Source organism: Actinoallomurus sp. NBC_01490, assembly GCF_036227085.1.
GTDB lineage: Bacteria > Actinomycetota > Actinomycetes > Streptosporangiales > Streptosporangiaceae > Actinoallomurus > Actinoallomurus oryzae.
This window is the reverse complement of sequence record NZ_CP109433.1, coordinates 10,300,260-10,318,804: the sequence shown is the minus strand read 5'-3', so window position 1 is coordinate 10,318,804 and position 18,545 is coordinate 10,300,260. Positions and strand designations below refer to the sequence as shown.

Genomic DNA, 18,545 nt, shown 5'->3' with positions numbered 1-18,545 from the left:
GCGACGGTGAACGACCGGCTGGAAATCGCTGCCGACCCGGACGAGGCCGTCCGCGGGGTGACCGACGGCTCCACGGTGCTGATCGGCGGGTTCGGACCCGCCGGCCTGCCCGTCGCTCTGGTCGACGCGCTCCGGCGCGGCGGCGCCCACGACCTGACGGTGGTGAGCAACAACGCCGGCAACGGCACTACCGGCCTCGCCGCCCTGCTGGCGGCCGGGCAGGTCCGCAGGATCATCTGCTCCTTCCCCCGGCAGCGCGACTCGTTCGTCTTCGACGAGCTGTACCGCACCGGCCGGATCGAGATGGAGGTGGCGCCGCAAGGCAACCTCGCCGAACGGATCCGCGCCGCAGGGGCGGGCATCGGCGCGTTCTACACACCGACCGGCGCCGGCACCCTCCTGGCGGAAGGCAAGGAGACTCGCATGATCGACGGCCGTGAACACGTTCTCGAACACCCCATCCACGGTGACATCGCGCTGATCCGCGCCCACCGGGCCGACCGGATGGGCAACCTCGTCTACTACAAAACCGCACGCAATTTCGGGCCCATCATGGCCACAGCCGCCGCCCTCACCGTGGCTGAGGTGGACCAGGTCGTCCCCACCGGGACGCTCGACCCGGAGGCCGTCGTCACCCCCTCGATCTACGTGGACCGCGTCGTGGTCACGAGCCGGGCCGTGCAGGAGCCGGCATGAACTCCGATCGCAGGCCCCTGGATCGTCTGGAGCTTGCCTCCCGCATCGCGCGCGACATCCCGCCCGGCGCCTATGTCAACCTCGGGATCGGGCTTCCGACGACGGTCGCGTCCTATCTCGACCCATCGGCCGGGATCGTCCTGCATACCGAGAACGGCATGCTCGGCATGGGCCCCGAAGCCCACGGCGACGACATCGACCACGACCTACTCAACGCGGGGAAGGTTCCGGTCACCGAACTGCCTGGTGCCGCCTACTTCCACCACGCCGACTCGTTCGCGATGATGCGCGGCGGGCATCTCGACGTCTGCATCCTCGGTGCCTTCCAGGTCGCGGTGAACGGCGACCTGGCCAACTGGCACACCGGTGCGGCCGACGCCATCCCGGCTGTCGGCGGCGCGATGGACCTCGCCATCGGTGCCAAGTCGGTCTACGTGATGATGGACCTCTTCGCCCGGGACGGCACCCCCAAACTGGTCCGCGCCTGCACCTACCCGCTCACCGGACGCGCCTGCGTGACCCGCGTCTACACCCGTCACGCGGTCTTCCACATCGACTCGGCGGCGGTCCGCCTGGTCGAGACCTTCGGCGTCGGTGGGGACGAACTCGCCCTGCGCCTCGATATCCCTCTTGTCATTGAAGGAGAACATGGTGCGTGAAACGGTGATCTGCGAGCCGCTGCGTACCCCGGTCGGCCGGTTCGGCGGAGCGTTCCGCTCGGTCCCGGCCGCCGACCTGGCCGCCACGGTGATCAGGGCGCTGCTCGACCGCACCGGACTGCCCGGTGATGACGTCGACGACGTGTTGCTCGGACACTGCAACCCGAGCGGTGAGGCACCCGCGATCGGCCGCGTCGCCGCTCTGGACGCCGGCTTGCCGGTCACCACGGCGGGTCTGCAGGTGGACCGCCGCTGCGGTTCCGGGCTGCAGGCGGTGATCAGCGCCGCCATGCAGGTGCAGACAGGAGGCGCCGATGTCGTCCTGGCGGGCGGCGTCGAGAGCATGAGCCAGGCCGAGTTTTACGCCACCGACGTCCGCTGGGGCGCGAAGGGACCCGACGTGCGGCTCCACGACCGGCTCGCCCGCGCCCGGGTCACGGCCGGGGGAGCCGGTCACCCCGTCCCGGGCGGAATGCTGGAAACCGCCGAGAATCTTCGCCGCGAATACACGATCCCGCGCGAGGAACAGGACCGGCTGGCTCTCCGATCGCACCAGCGTGCCGTCGCCGCCGCCGCCGCGGGACGCTTCGACGACGAGATGGTCCCGGTCACCGTCCCCTCCAGGAAGGGGGCCGTCGTCGTCGACCGCGACGAACACCCGCGGGCGGACACGACCCTCGACAGGTTGGCCGCCCTCAGACCCGTCATGCTGGACGCCGACGGCGAAGCCACGGTGACGGCGGGCAACGCCAGCGGCCAGAACGACGGCGCGGCCGTCTGCCTGGTCACGACGCGGGAACGCGCCGAACGGCTCGGCGTGCGCCCGCTGGCGCGGCTCGTGTCCTGGGCAGTGGCCGGAGTACCACCCCGCACCATGGGCATCGGACCGGTACCCGCTACCCAACGCGCCCTACAACGTGCAGGCCTCGACCTGCACGACATGGACCTCATCGAGCTGAACGAAGCCTTCGCCGCCCAGGTACTCGCATGCACCCGTGAGTGGGCGTTCACCGACTTTGACTTCGAACGCCTCAACGTCAACGGCTCCGCGATCTCACTGGGACACCCGGTCGGTGCCACCGGCACACGGATCCTCGCGACACTGCTACGCGAGATGGACCGCCGAGAAGCGCGCTACGGCCTGGAAACCATGTGCATCGGCGGCGGCCAGGGCCTGGCCGCCGTATTCGAACGCGTCACCTGAGGCCACAGGCACGATCTACTGGCTCGTTCGACCAGCTCGCAACACCGATCCCACCGAAGGGCCGCTCGGGGTGAGTCACGAACGCGCACTTCGATTGGTGTCCGGTAACCAACCGCAGAGTGAAGATAAACTTCACCCATCCACGACGTGCATTTACTGGAGGCCCGGAACGACCTCGTCCAGTGTCAACAAGGTGCGTCCGCTGCTTTAATTTCCGGTCGTCCTTTCGGAAGAATTGCCAGCAGTTCGACGTAAGCCGCCCGGACCTTTCCGGCTCGGCCGCGGAAGCGGTGTCCGCTGTTTTCACAGGGCCCCGGCCCGCGTACGCGCGACCGGGAACGGGTGGCGCCCAACGCCCGCCTGCGCCCACTACCACATCGGTCGCCGTACTCGGGCCGTCCGGCCGGGCCGGGTGCCTCCGCCGCCCGCCCGGCACGCCGGGGGAAACACCGCCTACCTTGAGAAACGACGTTATGCCGTCTGCTCGTCATCGATGTTCACGGGGTCCATTACCAGCGGACGCCGCCGGGCTGGCACACTTTTCAGGTGGAGTTGAGGCAGCTTAACTACTTCGTGGCTGTGGCGAACGAGAAGAGTTTCACTCTGGCGGCCAAACGGTTGCACGTCGTGCAGAGTGCCGTGTCGGCGGCGATCGCGTCTCTCGAACGCGATCTCCGGGTCACGCTCTTCGAGCGGAACGCCCAGCGGGTCGTGCTCACCGAGGCCGGCAGTGCCCTGCTGCCGGAGGCGCTGGCGGTGCTGGACGCCGCGCAGGGGGCACGGGACGCCGTGGACGAGCTCGGCCGCGGCGTGCGCGGCTCCGTGCGGGTCGGCATGCTCGCCGGCCTGGGCCTGGTGGACCTGCCGGGGCTGGCCGGCGACTTCCGGCGTCGTTACCCCGAGGTGGAGATGAGCCTGCGGGTGGAGTCAGGCGGTTCGGCGGGGATCGCCGCCGCCCTGCTCAGCGGCGAGGTGGACGTCGGCCTCCTCGGCGTCGCCGACACGCTCAACCGGGAGCTGGAGGGACGCGAGCTCGTTCGCGTTTCCCAGGTCCTCGCCGTACCCGCCGAGCACCCGATGGCCCGCAGGCGCGTCGTCTCCGTCGCGGACCTGGCCGACGAGGAGTTCGTCGACTTCCCGATCGGCCACGCCGCCCGGGCGGTCACCGACCGGGTCTTCGCCGCCGCGCGGATCGAACGCCGGATCGCCGTGGAGGTCGACGCGCTCGACGCCGCGGCCGGTTTCGTACGGCACGGCGTCGGGGTCGCGATCGTCCCGCCGTTCGTGGTCCGGGGCGACGACGCCGTGCGCATGGTCAAGGTCAAGGACGAGAGCATGGAGTGGTCGCTGCACCTCGCGACACCCCGCAGACGCAAGCCGACCGCCGCGGTACGCGCCCTGACCGGCCTGGTCGACGCCCACCTGAGCCGGCCCGAAGAGGCCCTCTCCTCACGACGGTGAGGCGCCGACCGGCTCACCGGGGCGCACCTGGCCGTGGCGAAAACGCCGGGCCCGGGTCGCGCTCACGTCGTGGTGGTACGGGACGCGTACCTGCGCATTCGCCCTACTTTCGAGGGGAACTGTTCTCGTTGCCTGGCATGCGGGTTTGCCGTCCGCTAACATCATAACCGGCGAAACATACTCAGAGTAATAAACGTCGCGATATAATGGTAAATATCGATACTCTCGGTTAAATCCTGCGCCATAACGGCTTGACAGCCCCGGCCGTTTTCTTGGAGGCCAGTCAATGACGCTACCGCGGAGCGCGGCCGTCGACATGACACGAGCGAACGCCGCACGGCTCTACGATTACGTTCTCGGGGGAAAGGACCACTTCGCCGTGGACCGGGCCGCCGCGGAGCGAATCAAGGCCGTTTACCCGTTCGCGCCGCTGACCGCATTGGAGGGCCGGGCCTTCGTCGGCAGGGCGGTGCGGTATCTCTCCCGCGTGGCCGGCATCCGCCAGTTCATCGATCTCGGTTCGGGGCTGCCCGCCGCGGAGAACGTGCACGAGGTGGCGCACCGGATCGATCCCGACGCCCGGGTGGTCTACGTCGACAACGACCCGGTGGCCGTCAGCCACGGGCAGGCGCTGCTGGCGGTGGGCGGCAAGGTGGAGATGATAGAAGGCGACCTCTGCGAACCGGAAGAGGTCATCCACCACCCGGAGCTGCGGAAGCTCATCGATTTCGACGAACCGGTGGCGATCCTCATAACGAATGTCCTGCAGTGGATCACCGACGACGAGGATCCGTACGGCGCCGTGGCCCGGTACAAGCGTGCGATGCCACAGGGCAGCTACCTGGTCCTTTCCCACTGCGCCATTCCGGATCCGGAGGAGGATCTGGCCTACCGGCGCCCGGTCGAGGCGATCTGCCGGGAGGTCATCTGCACGCTGACCTCCCGGCCGTACGACGAGATCCTGCGCTTCTTCGACGGCCTCGAACTCCTCGAGCCCGGTCTGGTCCCGGTCACGGACTGGCGGCCTGAGGTGCCTCACCTCGTCGCCGTGCCCACCTGGGACGAGACGAACGACAGGCTGGGTGAGCCGAGCCGGGAGGTCGCCGCGGTGATCAAGGATCGGAAGAACCGAAAGTGGCTTCTGGACGGCGGAATCGGCCGCAAAATGTGAGCCGAAATAGTATCTTCGGTCCGTGACTCAAATGACAACCATTACGGCGAACGGCCTGAAGTTCGGCTACCTGGAAGAAGGGCCTTCGGACGGGCCTCTCGCGCTCATTCTTCACGGATTTCCCGACTCTCCGCATTCATGGCGCAATCTGCTGTCGGAAATGGCCGCCGCGGGTTTTCACGCAGTCGCACCCTTCATGCGGGGCTACGCCCCCACCGAGATTCCCTCCGACGGCGCCTACCAGATCGGTGCGCTGGTCGCCGACGCCAACGCGCTGCACGAAGTGCTGGGGGGCACCAACGAGGCCGTCATCATCGGGCATGACTGGGGCGCTCCCACCGTCTACGGCGCCGTGGCGCACGCACCCGACCGCTGGCGCCGGGCCGTCACCATGGCCGTACCGCCTCTGCAAACGGCGTTCGACGGCGGCTTCTTCGGCCTGGACTACACCCAGCTCAAGCGCTCGTTCTACATGTTCCTGTTCCAGACGCCACTGGCCGAGCCCGCCGTGTCAATGAACGACCTGGCGTTCATCGACGGGCTGTGGCGGGACTGGTCGCCCGGCCTGGAGGCGCCCGAGGAGATCGCCCGCACCAAGGACTGCCTCCGCGAGCCGGCCAACCTCACCGCCGCGATCAACTACTACCGTGCCCTGTTCGACCCCTCGGTCCACGTCGCGGCGTACGCGGCCGAACAGCAGGCGGCCGAACAGGGCGTCGGGAAGTGTCCCGTCCTGTACCTGCACGGCACCGGCGACGAGTGCATCGGCGCCGACGTCTCCGCGGGTGCCGAGCAGCACCTTCCCGCGGGATCGCGCATCGAGCTGATCGAGGGCGCCGGGCACTTCCTGCACCTGGAGCGGCCTGAGGAGATCTCCCAGAAGATCGTCGACTGGCTCTCCAGGTGAGCGGCGCCTGAGGCCGTCCCTAGAGTTGCGGGGCGTTCGTGTCGTCGCTGGAGACGGTGAGGACGCCGTCGATCTCCGACAGCCTCGTGGCCAGCCCGCTGACCGAGCCGCCGCCCTGGACGGCCAGCGTCACCGAGACCGTGCCGGACGCGGGGTCGCTCTGGTCGACGGACAGCCGGCCGATGATGAAGCCGTGCTCCGTGCAGTACTCGATCACCTGGCGCAGGATGCCGTGGCGGTCGAGGTAGGTGAGGTGTAGCAGCGCCGGCGCGTACTTGGACCGGGGCAGGCGCGCCGCCAGCGGCGTCAGCACCACCATGACCACGAAGTACCCGGCCGTGACGAGCAGCGCGAGCAGCCAGAGCCCGGCCCCGGCGGCCATGCCCACGGCGGCGGTCAGCCACACGGCCGCCGCGGTGGTCAGGCCGCGCACCACATCGCGGCGGACGAAGATCAGCCCGCCGCCGATGAAGCCGATGCCGGAGACGATCTGTGCCGCGACCCGGGAGGGATCCAGGACGATGTGACCGTCCAGCACGTCGGTGAAGCCGTACTTGGACACCAGCATGATCAGCGCGGAGGCGAAGCCGACGAGCGTGTGCGTGCGCAGCCCGGCGCTCTTCTGCCGGATCTCGCGTTCGACGCCGATCGCGGCGGACAGGACCAGGGCGATCAGGAGCTCACCGATCTGCACCATGCCCTGACCGGTGGGCTCGCCGAATGCCGCAATCACCCGATCAAGGCTACGACGTTGTCCCGGACATTCGCGCACTCCGTTCGCTGATGGGCGAACGGCGGAGAGGGCTCAGCGGACCCGCGTACGCGCGGGCGTGGCGGAGGCGTCCAGGGGCAGTTCGGCCTGGACGGTGAAGCCGCCGTCACGGCGGGGGCCGGTGTGCAGCCGGCCGCCGAGGGCGGCGACCCGTTCACGCATGCCGGTCAGGCCGATGCCCGGCTCGGGCGGCGTGCCCGGCCTGGCCAGGCCGTCGTCGTCCACCTGCACCGTCAGGTGGTCCGGGCGGTAGGCGATCCGCACCAGCGCGGACGCGCCGCCGGAGTGCCGGGAGACGTTGGTCAGGGCCTCCTGGACGATGCGATACGCCGTACGGTCCACCTCGCCGGGCAGCAGACGGCGCTCACCGCTGACGGTCACCGCCGTGGGCACCCCGGCCGAGCAGGCCCGGTCGATCAGGCCGGACAGCTGGTCGAGGCCGTTGCCGGCGGGCTCGCTGTCGGGGTCGCGGAGCAGGTGCAGGGCCACGCGGAGCTCGCGCATGGCCTCCGCGCTCGCCTCCTCGATGGCCAGGAGGCTCTCCGGCACGGGTTCGTCGCCCTGGCGGGCCAGGTGCACCGCGATACCGGCCTGCACCTTGATGAGCGTGATGTTGTGCGTCAGCGAGTCGTGCAGCTCACGGGCGATGCGGCGGCGCTCCTCGCCGGCGCGGCGCAGCCCGGTCACCAAGTTGGCGAACATCGCGCCCAGCCCGTACGCGAAGAGCACCACCACGGCGGCGGCGTCCGGCAGGCCGATCGCCTTCAGCTGCGGGACGAAGTAGGCGTAGACGCCATAGGCGACGGCGACGCAGAGCACGGCGATCGGCACCACGGCGGGCAGGCCGGGCCGGAGCAGCGGCCGCATGCGGGCGCGGGCCCGGCCGGGCAGCGACGGCAACGTGAGCGCCACGCCGGCCCCGGCGAGCAGGCAGACCAGGGACACCGTACCGAGCACGGCACGCCAGCCGAGCCAGCGGCCGGCGACCTCGCCGAGGGCCAGTCCCAGCGTGATGGCGACCGCCATACCGCTGATGATCACGATCAGCGCGGTCAGGCGAGCCCGGGGCCGTACGAGGGTGGTGCACACCTGGGCGGCGATCGGCGTGTACGTGGCGGCACCGGCGGCGGCGAGCATCCGGCCGGCGATGAGGACCGGCAGGGTCGGCGCCAGCGCCGAGGCGAGGTTGGCCAGGCCGATGACGACCAGCGCGCCGGCCAGGAGCACCCGGCGCGGGACGCGTGCGGTCGTGGCGAAGAGCACCGGCGCGAGGACCGCGTAGGTGAGCACGAAGACGGTGATCGCCCGGCCGCCCTCGGCGGTGGACACGTGCAGCGTGTCCGCGATCGACGGCAGGAACCCGGCGATGACGAAGGCGTCGGCGCCGACGGCGTACGTGCCGAGGACCAGGACCAGCGTCGGGCTCAGCTCGCCCGGTGCCGCCAGGCCGCGGCCGGGAGACCGGCTCGGCGAAGACGAGATACAGGACATCGGAAGTTCTCCTCGTACCCGTGCGACCCCCGTGCGACGGCGTCAGTCGACGCAGGCGAACCAGTCGCGGGTCCGCTCGGCCGCCACGCCCGGCGCCGCCGCCAGCAGGTCGGCGAGCGTGTGGGAGGCGAGTTCGCGCCGCCACGCGAGTTCCGCCTTCCGCATCGCGGTGGTGATCACACACTGTCGTTGGAAATCTTGCGGCCGGCCCTTCCCCGCGCCTCGCTGCCGGATCTCGGTGCAGCGGAAGGCGTACTCGGCGCCCTCGATCGCCGCCACGACCTCCATGACGGTGATCTTTTCGGGGGATCGGGCGAGCCGGAACCCGCCATGGGCTCCGGGGGTCGAGCTGAGCACGCCCGCACGGACCAGCGCTTGAAGACGCTTGTTCAGATAGGCCGGCGGAAGCTCGAAGACCGCCGCGAGCTTCGCCGTGGGCACCGGCTCGTCACTCTCGAGCCAGCCGAGCGTGAGGAGGCAGTGCAGTGACCACTCCACTCCCTCGCCCATGCGCATACCTGGACATTACACGTCCAGATAGCTTCGCGCGACCCCAATATGCCCTCTGACCTGCGACGATCACGTCGAGAGCCCGCGTTCTCCGGCCCGCCGGCTCGGGTATCTCCGCTGAGGGAGGGGTGTCCTATGGCGCCGTGGGGCAAGCGCGACGACATGATCACGCACGACACGGAGCCGTACAACGCGGAACCGCCGCCCGAAGCGCTCGCCGGCCGGACGCTGACCCCCGTCGACACCTTCTTCGTCCGCGGCCACGGCCCCATCCCGACCCTGGACCCGGACGCGTGGCGCCTGTCGGTCGGAGGCCTGGTCGAGCACCCGATGACGCTGTCGCTGGACGATCTGCACGTCCGGTTCCCCCGCCGCGACGTCGTCGCGACCCTCCAGTGCGCGGGCAACCGGCGCGTCGGCCTCCAGACGGTGCGCCCCATCCCCGGCAAGACGCCCTGGCGCTCCGGGGCGATCTCGACCGCGCGCTGGACCGGCGTCAGCCTGGCGGACGTCCTGGCCCACGCGGTGACGCGGCCGGACGCCGCGCACGTGGAGTTCACCGCGCCGGACGTCTCCCCGGAGGCACGGCCGCCGCAGGCGTACGGCGGGTCGATCCCGCTGGCCAAGGCCACGGCCGGCGAGGTGCTGCTGGCGTGGACCATGAACGGCCGTCCGCTGCCGGCCGTGCACGGCGGCCCGGTCCGCGTGGTCGTGCCCGGGTACGTCGGCGCCCGCAGCGTGAAGTGGGTGACCGGGGTGACCGTACGCGACCGGCCCTCGGACAACTACTTCCAGTCCGTCGCGTACCGGCTGCCCGAGAGTGGCGCGCTCGGACCGGTCGCGCCGGGCTCCGACATCCTGGCGCCCGGCGAGAACGCGGTGCTGCCGGCCGGGCCGGTCATGGTGCACGGGTACGCCTTCGGCGGCGAGGACCGCGGTGTCGACCGGGTGGAGGTGTCCTCGGACGGCGGTCTCTCCTGGCGCCAGGCCGACCTCGACCCGGCGTACGGGCGGTGGGCGTGGCGCCTGTGGCGCGCGGTCCTCGACTTGCCGGTGGGCGAGTCGACCCTCGTCGCGAGGGCCTGGGACACCGACGGCGCCTGCCAGCCCGAGTCCGCCGCCTCTCTGTGGAACCCGGGCGGCTACGTCAACAACGCCTGGCCCCGCGTACGCGTCGTGGTCGCCTGACCGGTCGCCGGAGAGCCGCGCGGGAGACCGGCCCGTGACCAGTGCTTGGCAACGCTCGGTGATTACGCGATGCTGATGAGTCACCGAAGAGGATGCCGGGACACTCTCCCGGCCGACCCGTGAGGTCGCGTGTGGGCATCGGCGCCGAGAGTGGCGCGATCCGGCCGGTGCCGCGCGTGACCGCCCCCACGGCCACCGGCGTCCAACCAGTTGACACCCCTACGCGATGAGGTCCGATGAGCGACGATCTCGCCACACTGGAGTTCTGGGCCCGGCCCCCGGAGGAGCGGCTGCGCGTGTTCGCCCGGCTGCGCGCGCGGGACCGGCCCGCCTTCTTCGCCGAACAGCGGATCCCCTTCGTACGGGCGGGCCGCGGCTTCTACGCGCTCGTGCGTCACGAGGACGTCGTGCACGCGAGCCGCAACGCCAAGGTGTTCAGCAGCGAGCCCGCCGCGACCTCGCCCGAGCCGCCGCCGTGGGTGTCCCTGCTGTTCGGGCGTCCGATGGTGAACATGGACGACCCGCGGCACGCGCGGCTGCGGCGCATCGTGTCCCGCGCGTTCACCCCGCGCCGGCTCGAGCAGATCGACGAGCACATCGCCAAGACCGCCACCGAGATCGTCGACGACGTCCTGCGCGGCGGGTCCGGCGACTTCGTCGCCGACGTGGCCGCCCGCCTGCCCATCAAGGTCATCTGCGCCATGATGGGCGTCCCCGAACACTCCCACGCGCTGGTCGCCGCCTGCGTCGACGCCATGACCGAGTACTCCGGCGTCCGCGGTGACGTCGCGCGGGTCCGTACGCTCCGGCTCTTCGGCGCCAACGTCAAGGCGATCGTCGACCTGCACCGCCTGGTCGCCCAGCTCGGTCGCGAACGCCGCCAGGCGCCGGGCGACGACCTCATCTCGGCGCTCGTCACCGCCGACGTCGACGGCGAGCGGCTCTCCGTGCGCGAGCTGGGCGCCTTCTTCGACCTGCTGCTGGTGGCGGGCAACGAGACGACCCGCAACGCCATCGCGCACGGGCTGAAGCTGTTCACCGACCATCCCGACCAGCGGGCGATCCTGCTGGCCGACTTCGACCGCCGCGTCGGCGGCGCGATCGAGGAGATCGTGCGCTACGCCTCGCCGATCATCCAGTTCCGGCGGACGCTGACCCGCGACTACGAGATGAACGGCCACACCTATCGCAAGGGCGACAAGGTGGTGCTGTTCTACCTGTCCGCGAACCGCGACGAAGACGTCTTCGCCGAGCCGGACCGGTTCGACATCACCCGTCAGCCGAACCCCCACGTCGGGTTCGGGGGGCCCGGCCCGCACGTGTGCCTCGGCTCGCACCTGGCCCGGCGTGAGCTCGCCGCGATGTTCCGTGAGCTGTTCACCCGGATCCCCGGCATCCGCGCGGCGGGGGAGCCGGAGCTGCTGCTGTCCAACTTCGACAACGGCATCAAACGCCTCCCGTACCGTACGTAGCCGTCCGCCGGGCGCCTCAGACGCCCGCCTCGCCGGACGGGGGCTGGGACGGGTCCGGCGGCCGGACGAGCGAGACCGGGTGAGGGGGTGATCCCCGCACCCGGTCCACTCTGGGCGGCTCCGCGACCCGGCGGTCTTTGCGACCGTTCCTGACCAGGGTCGCCGACGCGATCGCTCAGGATGCCGCGTCCGCCGCTCAGGGGCCCGTCTCACCGCCCCCGGATGGGAACGTCGAGACGGGCCCTGGTCTTAGGGCGTAGCTCAAAGCCCCGCTGTCCTACTGCGCGGCGTCCAGACGCCGCCTCGCCGCGTTGTCGTCCCCACCCCACGAAACCGTGCCGAACGGCTCCGCCGCCCGGCACGCTTCCGCGGGGACCCCGGGAAGAGGCGCCAGCCAAACCCGGGCTGACTCCCTCCTCCGCCTTGCGACGCGACGCCTGCGCTCGCTACGGACGGGGACTTTGAGACACGCCCTAGCGCCGCGCGCCGAAGTCGTTGCCGACGATGATGTTGTCGCCGCGGTCGTCATCGTCGCGGTCGCGGTCGCGGCCGAAGTCGTCGTCGAAGCCGAATCGTCCGCAGCCGAAGCGGCAGCGGTGACGGAACAGACCGAAGTCGCTGTCGCGGTCGAAATCGCGGAACCCTCGGTTGAACCCGCCGCCGGCCCAGGCCGTGTTGACGTTGCGGTTGCGGACGTTCACCCGCACGAGGACCCGGTTGTGGTTGCGATTGAAGTTGAGGTTCCGGTTGTGGTTGCGGTGGCTCGAATAGTGGTGGTGGTGCCGATGACCCTGAACGAGCGCCCCGGCGTACGCGGGAGAGCCAGTGATCAACACGCCGCCCGCTGCGGCAACGGCCAGACCAGCAAGGGCGTATGTCCTCTTCTGCACGTCGTCTCCTTCTTGCGAGAAATGGCGCGAAGGCCAGTGATGCCCGATTTGGGCGCCATGGCGTACATTCCCGGCCAGTTTCGAGACGTGGATATGACGGGGTAAGACGCCGACAAAGAGTGGTGAAATCGGCGGATTTGGGGGTGTGGTGTAACGATTTCGCATCGCGTGTGCCGGGGGTCGACGGTGGGGGGTTCGGGGGCGTTCGGCGGGCCGGTGGCTGGCGGCTTGGTGGTGGCGCGGGCCGGTCGGCGGGGCGGTGCCGGGGGATGGGGTGGCGGTTCGGCAGTGGCGGCTCGCGTCACTCTGCCGGGAGGTCCCGGACGGGGCGGAGCGCCGGAGCGGGCGTTGCCCGGCGGTTCTCTCGCGTCGTCGCGACGCCGTGCTCGCCGGGCGGCAGACGAAAAAGGTGTGGCAGAGCGATGGCTCTGCCACACCTTTCTGCCAGGCGACTCGACCGCTCAGGGAGGCGTTCCCTGGGGCGTGTTCCGTCGCACTGTGCCGGGACGGCCTCTTCGGCCGCTCTCAAGGCCGGTCCGATCAGAGGCCGCCGCCGGTGGTCGTACCGACGCCGAGCCCGGTGTCGCGACCGCCACGGCCGCCCGGACGGGCGACGGCGATGTTGTTGTTCCGGTTGTGCAGCCGCAGCCGGATGTGGTTCAGGTTCTCGTTCTCGTTACCGCTCCAGTTCCTGGTGCGGTTCGCCCCGCCGAAAGCCCGGTGGGAGCTGGCGCAACAGCCGCCCCACGCCGGAGTCTGGGCGGACGCGGTTCCACTGAGCAGGGCGGTCCCGGCGGCTGCCGAAGCCAGGACACCGGCGGCCGCGATGATCTGCTTGAGCACGGTAAGTCTCCTTCGCTGTTCGGAATTGGAGCGATGGCTCTCACGAACAGGCACTCCCGTAAGTTATTGAGAGCGCCCGTCATGAAATGTTCCCCGGCCCCATCGCGGCAAAATATGGAACGAGTAAGGCGGCCACAAAGAAGACATGGTCGATAATTAATGCCGTATATCTGCGCGCCGCGCTTTCTAATATTCCCGCGCGCTCGTCGGTGAAGACAATCGCCAAGTAAGATGAGCGCAAAGAGCGTATGTGTCATTAGATATCGGGACGAAAGTGCGCTTCGCCGTGCCGCTCGGCGGCGCGGCTCCGGGTGCGGGAGAGTAGTCGAATGTGTGACTTCGGCGTTATGTCGCAGTACGTCTTGCGATAAAGGTCATCCGCCTCGGAGCGGGCCGATGTCACGTTTGTCCAGATGAGTTTCCGCCGAGCGAGGCAGGGGAATAGCGGAAGCTGCAGCGCCTACTGTGCAGAATTGAACGCGAAAAAACGCACGCACCCGCCAGTGTCGCGGCCCGGCGCATCGAATTCTTTAGGCCGCCTTGGGAGAACAGCTATGAGCGTAGCCGAAATCAAGCCAGACCTCGATGTCACGAAGGGGGCGCCACCCAGACGGGGGCCCGTCGGCGTCGCGATCGTGGTCTTCACCTTAACGACACTGGTGGCTGCGAGTCTGCTGTTCACGGTGGAGCCGATGGTAGCGAAAATGCTGCTGCCGATTTACGGCGGATCGCCGATGGTCTGGAACACCTCCATGCTGTTCTTCCAGGTCGCGCTCCTCCTCGGTTACACCTACGCGCATCTCTCGCAGCGGCTGCTCGGCGCTCGCTGGCAGCCCCTGGTTCACATCCTGCTGGTGGTGGCGCCTCTGCTGGTGCTGCCGATGTCGTTGCCCGGCTGGTCGGTGGAGGGTGGATCGGCGCCGGTCGCCCTGTGGCTGCTGCTCGTACTGACGGCGGTCGTCGGCGCGCCGTTCACCGTGCTGTCCACGATCGGCCCGCTGATCCAGCGCTGGTATTCCTGGGCCGGCCTGCCGCGGTCCAAAGACCCTTACTTCCTCTACGCCGCCAGCAATGTCGGCAGCATGCTCGCGCTACTCGCCTATCCATTCGTCATCGAACCCGCGGCGGATCTGGAGGCTCAGGCGCGCTGGTGGGCGTTGGGCTATCGCGTATTCGTCGTCCTGGTGGTCGCGTGCGTGCTGGTCATCCGATTCCGTACGTCCAGGGCGCCCGCGGAAACGCCGGCCGAGAGTGAGACGGCGGCCGAGGCGGTGGCCGAGAAGATCACCTGGCGGCGCCGAATGCGCTGGCTGGGCCTGGCCTTCATTCCGTCGTCCCTCATGCTCGGCGCCACCACCCATATCTCGACCGACATCGCTCCGGTGCCGTTGATGTGGGTGGTGCCGCTGGCGCTCTACCTGGCGACGTTCATCGTCGCCTTCGGGTCGAAGAAGCACCGCTGGCTGAAGTACATGGTCACCGTCGCCGCGCTCTCCGCCGCGGTGATTCCGTGGACCCTCTACATCATCGGTCCCGACTTCATCGGGATATTGCTCGCCCTGACGCTCGTCCTCGTCGCCGGACTGGCCTGTCACGGCCTTCTCGCCAAGGACCGGCCGGACCCGCGCCGGCTGACCGAGTTCTTCCTGATCGTTTCGCTCGGTGGCGCATTCGGTGGGGCGTTCAACACGCTGGTCGCCCCGGTGCTCTTCAACTGGACGGCGGAGTTCCCGCTCGTGGTGACCAGCCTCGCGCTCCTGCCGATCCTGCTGCGGAAGTCGGACGCGCCCACGCGCTGGGCCCTGCCCGGACTGGCCGCGTCGGTCAAGGCGTTCGTGCTCGCCGGACCTCTCGTCCTGCTGGCCGCCACGATCGTTCTCCGGCTGGACGCGTCCTCGTTCATCCCCGTGGCTCTGCTGGTCGGCATCCCGTGGTGCGTCCTCGCGATACGGCGGCCCCGCATGATGGCGATCGGCGTCGCGCTGTCGACCGCGCTGCTCCTGTGGTTCCGGATGCCGACGGACTCGATCCGGGAGCGGACCTTCTTCGGTAACTACCACGTCTACATGGACGGCAGCGGCCGGCGGATGTTCGGCCACGGTTCGACGGTGCACGGCTTCCAGTTCACGGGCGGGTCCCTGCGGACCACTCCGGTCGCCTACTTCGGGCGCTCCGGACCGTTCGGCGATCTCTTCGCCGCGTACGGCGAACACAGCAGTCGCGTGGCCATCGTCGGCCTGGGCACCGGTGTCATGGCGGCGTACGGGCACAAGGGCCAGACGATGGACTTCTACGAGATCGATCCCGTGGTCCTCAAGATCGCCTCCAACTGGTTCAGCTACCTGAGCGACAGCCAGGCCGATGTGAACGCCATCATCGGCGACGGACGGCTCGAGCTCGAGAAGGTGCCCGACGGGTCGTACGGGATGATCGTCCTGGACGCGTTCACGTCCGACTCGGTGCCGCCGCACCTGCTGACGTACGAGGCGCTTCAGCTGTACATGCGCAAGCTGGCGCCGGGCGGCGTGCTGGCGTTCAACGTCACCAACCGGAGCCTTGACCTCGCGCCCATGCTGGCGGCCACCGCTCGTGCGGCCGGCCTGGTGTCGATGACCGGCACCGGCGCCGAGGATCCGCAGAAGATCTACTACCACTCGCGCTGGGTCGCCATCGCGCGCAAGGACGCCGACCTACGGCCACTGCGCGCCAAGTCCTGGCGATGGCACGCGCCGCCGGCGGGCGGTCCGGTCTGGACCGACGCCCATTCCTCACTCTTCGGCGTCCTGGACCTCGGCTGAGCGAGGCGGTCCGTCCAGGGCATCGGTCGTGACGACGCGGGCTCCCGTCCGGCAGGGCGCGGAGCCCGCGGCGTTCACTGGACAGCGGAGCCCGCCGAGCGCTCGCCGCGCTCAGATCCGGCCGAGGTAGCCGTGCCACTTCCTGGGCTCCGGCAGGTTCCGGACCTGGAGGAGGTGACGCAGGCACGTCAGGGCGGCGTCGACGGCCGCATCGGTCATCCGGTGCTGGAAGAGCTCGAAGTCGTTGTCGCTGAAGACCCTGGCGTCGGAGATGTCGACGATCATGCCGCGCTGGGTCGGTAGTTCCTCGCAGGCACTCTCCAGCTTCTTCGCGGTCAGCAGGCATTTGTCGGGGTCATAGCCCGAGACCTCGGCCGAGCGCTGGACGAGCTGCGGCCCGACGCGGACGTAGATGACGAACGTCTCGTGGTCGGCGCGGGGGAGGAGCTGCGGCACGTCGGTGAGCGCGTCCGGGAAGGCGCACGACCAGACCATCCGGTCGAGCAGCCGGCTGCGAGGGTGGAGCAGCGAGGCCGTGAAGATCTGTGCGGCGGCGCGGCCGACCGTCTCCTGGTCGGCCCCCATGAGCAGGCCCGCCTCGGCGCACGCGTCGGTCTTCATGTTGCGGTAGCCGTAGTCGATCGCGTCCGCGATGAGCGAGCCGACGAGCTCCGCGTGGGTCCAGGGGATCCCGAGCGTGACGATGGTGTTCGGGAAGTCGGTCATCGGGGCGAGCCCCCGCCCGCGTGTCTGCTCGTCCTCGGGCACCTCCAGCAGCAGGGCCGGGCGTTCCCGCCAGCCGGGGACGTCGTGATGACGCCAGATGACACCCAGGGCGGCCAAGGCCGCGCCGAGGTCGTTCTCGATCTTCTGCCGGAGTGCGAGCAGGGACTCGCCGCTGGGCCGGGACCGCTCGAGCCCGATCACCGTGTGCGGCGCGAGAGCGTGCTCGATGCCGCGGAGCTCGGGCCGGATGGTCACCTGCCAGCCGGGGTCCCGCTGCAGGATCAGGCCGGCCGCGCGGGCGGCGGCGCCGAGACCGGAGGCGGTGAGCGCCTGCTCGGACCACCGCCGCACGTCCGCGTACAGGCGCTGCTGCGACTCGATCGCCTGCGTGGCCATGACGGCCGGGGAGTAGTTCTCCGGGAGGTAACCGGCGAGTTCGTGCAGGCGCCACAGCGCAAGGCCCGAGACCTTGGCGATCGCCGGCAGGGCCTCGACGTTCGGCCGCGTGGCCCCGCTCATCCACGCGGCGAACGTCGCCGGGCTGACACCCACCATCTGAGCCGCCGCGTTGTTGCTCACCCTCCGTTCGCGCAACGCGGCTCCGACGACAGTGACCCACTCGGACATCTCGGACTTCATTTCCTCACCCCCGTGTTTTCTCAACAGTAACCCGATTCTGACTGAGCGCAACATGGCAAGAGAAGAGATTGTCAATCTGCTAATGGATGTCTTCGGTGGTTTGGCAGGAGCGGTGAGCGGCCATACCGTCAGTGACACCGGCAACCGAGGAGGATCGACAATCTGAGGAGTGATGATGTCTCGTCCGTTGCAGCGATGGTTCGGCTTTACTCCGCCTCATATGCGTCCGCGTCACGTCCACCCGCAGCAGCACGATCCTCATCCTCATCCACACCCCGGCGCGGCCATGCCGTGGGGCTATCCAGGGCTGTCGCACGAATCGCTGGTCACCGTGCTCGGTGACGAGAACGCCGCCCACACCGCACGGCTCGTGCTGGATCGGGCGCCCGACGAGATGCGCGTGATCGTGGACCTGCTCATCCGGCTCCAGCTCGACCAGAGAACAGTCGCCGACCAGGGGCGACGCGTCCCCGGCGCCGAGGACGAGCCGACGTTCTGACGACCCGGGCGCACACCGCGGTGCCGCCGCTCCGCCCCACCACGGCCAACGTCCCGTACGGCCATTTCGCCGCTAGATAATTCCCAACAAAACTTCACCGTGAGTTGGCGATATCGTGGCGAACAAAAGCCTTGTCAATCAATTGACAAAAGCGCGCATCAGGTTGACAGCCACCTTGACGCATGAATAACATTCAGTGATATCAGCGAACCAGTATGTAAAACCGCCATGTGAGGAGAAATGATGCCTCGTCCGTCGCAGCAAGGGCCCGGCTACCCGCCGCCTCACGAGTTTCCGCGCCACGTACACCCGCCGCAGTACGATTCGCATCCCCACCCTCATCCCCATCCCGGCGCGCCATGGGGATATCCGGGCCCGTCTTTCGACTCACTGGTCGCCGTCCTCGGCGATGAGGACGTGGCGCACACGGCGCGCCTCGTGCTGGACCGGGCCCCGGACGAGATGCGCGTGATCGTCGACCTGCTCGTCCGGCTTCAGCTCGAGCGCTGGCAGGCCAACGGGCACGAGGGCCCGAAGCAGGAGCGCCCACCTGACAACGCGGCGACGTTCTGATGTTCCCGGCCACGTCTGTTCCCCAGAGCCTGGTCGATCACGTTCA

Annotated in this window: 17 protein-coding genes; 11 read left to right on the top strand and 6 right to left on the bottom strand. The window is 69.3% G+C overall.

What is annotated here, in order from left to right; all coding sequences use genetic code 11:
* Positions 1–6: 6 nt before the first annotated feature.
* The 6 genes from OG417_RS47390 (at position 7) to OG417_RS47365 (ending at position 6,098) form a co-directional block, all read left to right on the top strand.
* A complete protein-coding gene (locus OG417_RS47390; RefSeq protein WP_329244220.1) occupies positions 7–696 on the top strand; it encodes a 3-oxoacid CoA-transferase subunit A in 690 nt (229 codons plus the stop codon).
* Positions 693–1,355 (top strand): 3-oxoacid CoA-transferase subunit B, encoded by a 663-nt coding sequence (locus OG417_RS47385; protein ID WP_329244217.1) that lies wholly within the window; start codon positions 693–695, stop codon positions 1,353–1,355. The genes OG417_RS47390 and OG417_RS47385 overlap by 4 nt, the downstream gene beginning before the upstream one ends.
* Positions 1,348–2,559: an acetyl-CoA C-acetyltransferase gene (locus OG417_RS47380; protein ID WP_329244213.1), complete on the top strand. Its 1,212-nt coding sequence runs from the start codon at positions 1,348–1,350 to the stop codon at positions 2,557–2,559. Before OG417_RS47385 ends, OG417_RS47380 begins: the two co-directional genes overlap by 8 nt.
* A 546-nt stretch (positions 2,560–3,105) precedes the next feature.
* Positions 3,106–4,020: a LysR family transcriptional regulator gene (locus tag OG417_RS47375; RefSeq protein ID WP_329244210.1), complete on the top strand. Its 915-nt coding sequence runs from the start codon at positions 3,106–3,108 to the stop codon at positions 4,018–4,020.
* A 286-nt stretch (positions 4,021–4,306) separates the two neighbouring features.
* Positions 4,307–5,191, top strand: coding sequence for an SAM-dependent methyltransferase (locus tag OG417_RS47370; RefSeq protein ID WP_329244208.1), 885 nt, complete (start codon positions 4,307–4,309; stop codon positions 5,189–5,191).
* 31 nt (positions 5,192–5,222) lie between these two features.
* A complete protein-coding gene (locus tag OG417_RS47365; RefSeq protein ID WP_329263058.1) occupies positions 5,223–6,098 on the top strand; it encodes an alpha/beta fold hydrolase in 876 nt (291 codons plus the stop codon).
* A gap of 19 nt (positions 6,099–6,117) precedes the next feature.
* Here OG417_RS47365 and OG417_RS47360 read toward each other — a convergent pair whose 3' ends face one another.
* The 3 genes from OG417_RS47360 to OG417_RS47350 form a co-directional block, all read right to left on the bottom strand.
* Positions 6,118–6,831, bottom strand: coding sequence for an MgtC/SapB family protein (locus tag OG417_RS47360; RefSeq protein ID WP_442875623.1), 714 nt, complete (start codon positions 6,829–6,831; stop codon positions 6,118–6,120).
* Positions 6,832–6,903: 72 nt separating this feature from the next.
* A complete protein-coding gene (locus OG417_RS47355; RefSeq protein ID WP_329244204.1) occupies positions 6,904–8,361 on the bottom strand; it encodes an MFS transporter in 1,458 nt (485 codons plus the stop codon).
* 42 nt (positions 8,362–8,403) lie between these two features.
* A complete protein-coding gene (locus tag OG417_RS47350; protein WP_329244201.1) occupies positions 8,404–8,877 on the bottom strand; it encodes an RrF2 family transcriptional regulator in 474 nt (157 codons plus the stop codon).
* A 129-nt stretch (positions 8,878–9,006) separates the two neighbouring features.
* On the opposite strand from OG417_RS47350, the gene OG417_RS47345 reads away from it, so the two are divergent.
* Both OG417_RS47345 and OG417_RS47340 read left to right on the top strand, forming a co-directional pair.
* Complete coding sequence (locus OG417_RS47345) at positions 9,007–10,059, top strand: sulfite oxidase (protein WP_329244198.1); 1,053 nt, start codon at positions 9,007–9,009, stop codon at positions 10,057–10,059.
* 236 nt (positions 10,060–10,295) lie between these two features.
* Complete coding sequence (locus OG417_RS47340; RefSeq protein ID WP_329244195.1) at positions 10,296–11,531, top strand: cytochrome P450; 1,236 nt, start codon at positions 10,296–10,298, stop codon at positions 11,529–11,531.
* 473 nt (positions 11,532–12,004) lie between these two features.
* Here the strand turns inward: OG417_RS47340 and OG417_RS47335 are convergent, their stop codons facing one another.
* A complete protein-coding gene (locus OG417_RS47335) occupies positions 12,005–12,586 on the bottom strand; it encodes a hypothetical protein (RefSeq protein ID WP_329244193.1) in 582 nt (193 codons plus the stop codon).
* 375 nt (positions 12,587–12,961) lie between these two features.
* Complete coding sequence (locus OG417_RS47330; RefSeq protein WP_329244190.1) at positions 12,962–13,264, bottom strand: hypothetical protein; 303 nt, start codon at positions 13,262–13,264, stop codon at positions 12,962–12,964.
* 554 nt (positions 13,265–13,818) lie between these two features.
* Between OG417_RS47330 and OG417_RS47325 the strand changes: the two genes are divergently transcribed.
* Positions 13,819–16,062: a fused MFS/spermidine synthase gene (locus OG417_RS47325; protein WP_329244187.1), complete on the top strand. Its 2,244-nt coding sequence runs from the start codon at positions 13,819–13,821 to the stop codon at positions 16,060–16,062.
* 111 nt (positions 16,063–16,173) lie between these two features.
* Here the strand turns inward: OG417_RS47325 and OG417_RS47320 are convergent, their stop codons facing one another.
* Positions 16,174–17,427 (bottom strand): helix-turn-helix domain-containing protein, encoded by a 1,254-nt coding sequence (locus OG417_RS47320; RefSeq protein ID WP_329244184.1) that lies wholly within the window; start codon positions 17,425–17,427, stop codon positions 16,174–16,176.
* Positions 17,428–17,647: 220 nt separating this feature from the next.
* Between OG417_RS47320 and OG417_RS47315 the strand changes: the two genes are divergently transcribed.
* Both OG417_RS47315 and OG417_RS47310 read left to right on the top strand, forming a co-directional pair.
* Positions 17,648–17,926 (top strand): hypothetical protein, encoded by a 279-nt coding sequence (locus tag OG417_RS47315; RefSeq protein WP_329244181.1) that lies wholly within the window; start codon positions 17,648–17,650, stop codon positions 17,924–17,926.
* A 417-nt stretch (positions 17,927–18,343) separates the two neighbouring features.
* Positions 18,344–18,499: a hypothetical protein gene (locus tag OG417_RS47310; protein WP_329244178.1), complete on the top strand. Its 156-nt coding sequence runs from the start codon at positions 18,344–18,346 to the stop codon at positions 18,497–18,499.
* The last annotated feature ends 46 nt before the right edge of the window (positions 18,500–18,545 follow it).

Bases quoted from the DNA above. Each gene is read 5' to 3' on its own strand.
- OG417_RS47345 (WP_329244198.1), top strand. From the start codon at position 9,007: ATGGCGCCGTGGGGCAAGCGCGACGACATGATCACGCACGACACGGAG.
- OG417_RS47355 (WP_329244204.1), bottom strand. From the start codon at position 8,361: ATGTCCTGTATCTCGTCTTCGCCGAGCCGGTCTCCCGGCCGCGGCCTG.
- OG417_RS47340 (WP_329244195.1), top strand. From the start codon at position 10,296: ATGAGCGACGATCTCGCCACACTGGAGTTCTGGGCCCGGCCCCCGGAG.
- OG417_RS47365 (WP_329263058.1), top strand. From the start codon at position 5,223: ATGACAACCATTACGGCGAACGGCCTGAAGTTCGGCTACCTGGAAGAA.
- OG417_RS47325 (WP_329244187.1), top strand. From the start codon at position 13,819: ATGAGCGTAGCCGAAATCAAGCCAGACCTCGATGTCACGAAGGGGGCG.
- OG417_RS47385 (WP_329244217.1), top strand. From the start codon at position 693: ATGAACTCCGATCGCAGGCCCCTGGATCGTCTGGAGCTTGCCTCCCGC.
- OG417_RS47370 (WP_329244208.1), top strand. From the start codon at position 4,307: ATGACGCTACCGCGGAGCGCGGCCGTCGACATGACACGAGCGAACGCC.
- OG417_RS47350 (WP_329244201.1), bottom strand. From the start codon at position 8,877: ATGCGCATGGGCGAGGGAGTGGAGTGGTCACTGCACTGCCTCCTCACG.
- OG417_RS47315 (WP_329244181.1), top strand. From the start codon at position 17,648: ATGCGTCCGCGTCACGTCCACCCGCAGCAGCACGATCCTCATCCTCAT.
- OG417_RS47320 (WP_329244184.1), bottom strand. From the start codon at position 17,427: ATGAAGTCCGAGATGTCCGAGTGGGTCACTGTCGTCGGAGCCGCGTTG.
- OG417_RS47335 (WP_329244193.1), bottom strand. From the start codon at position 12,586: ATGCGAAATCGTTACACCACACCCCCAAATCCGCCGATTTCACCACTC.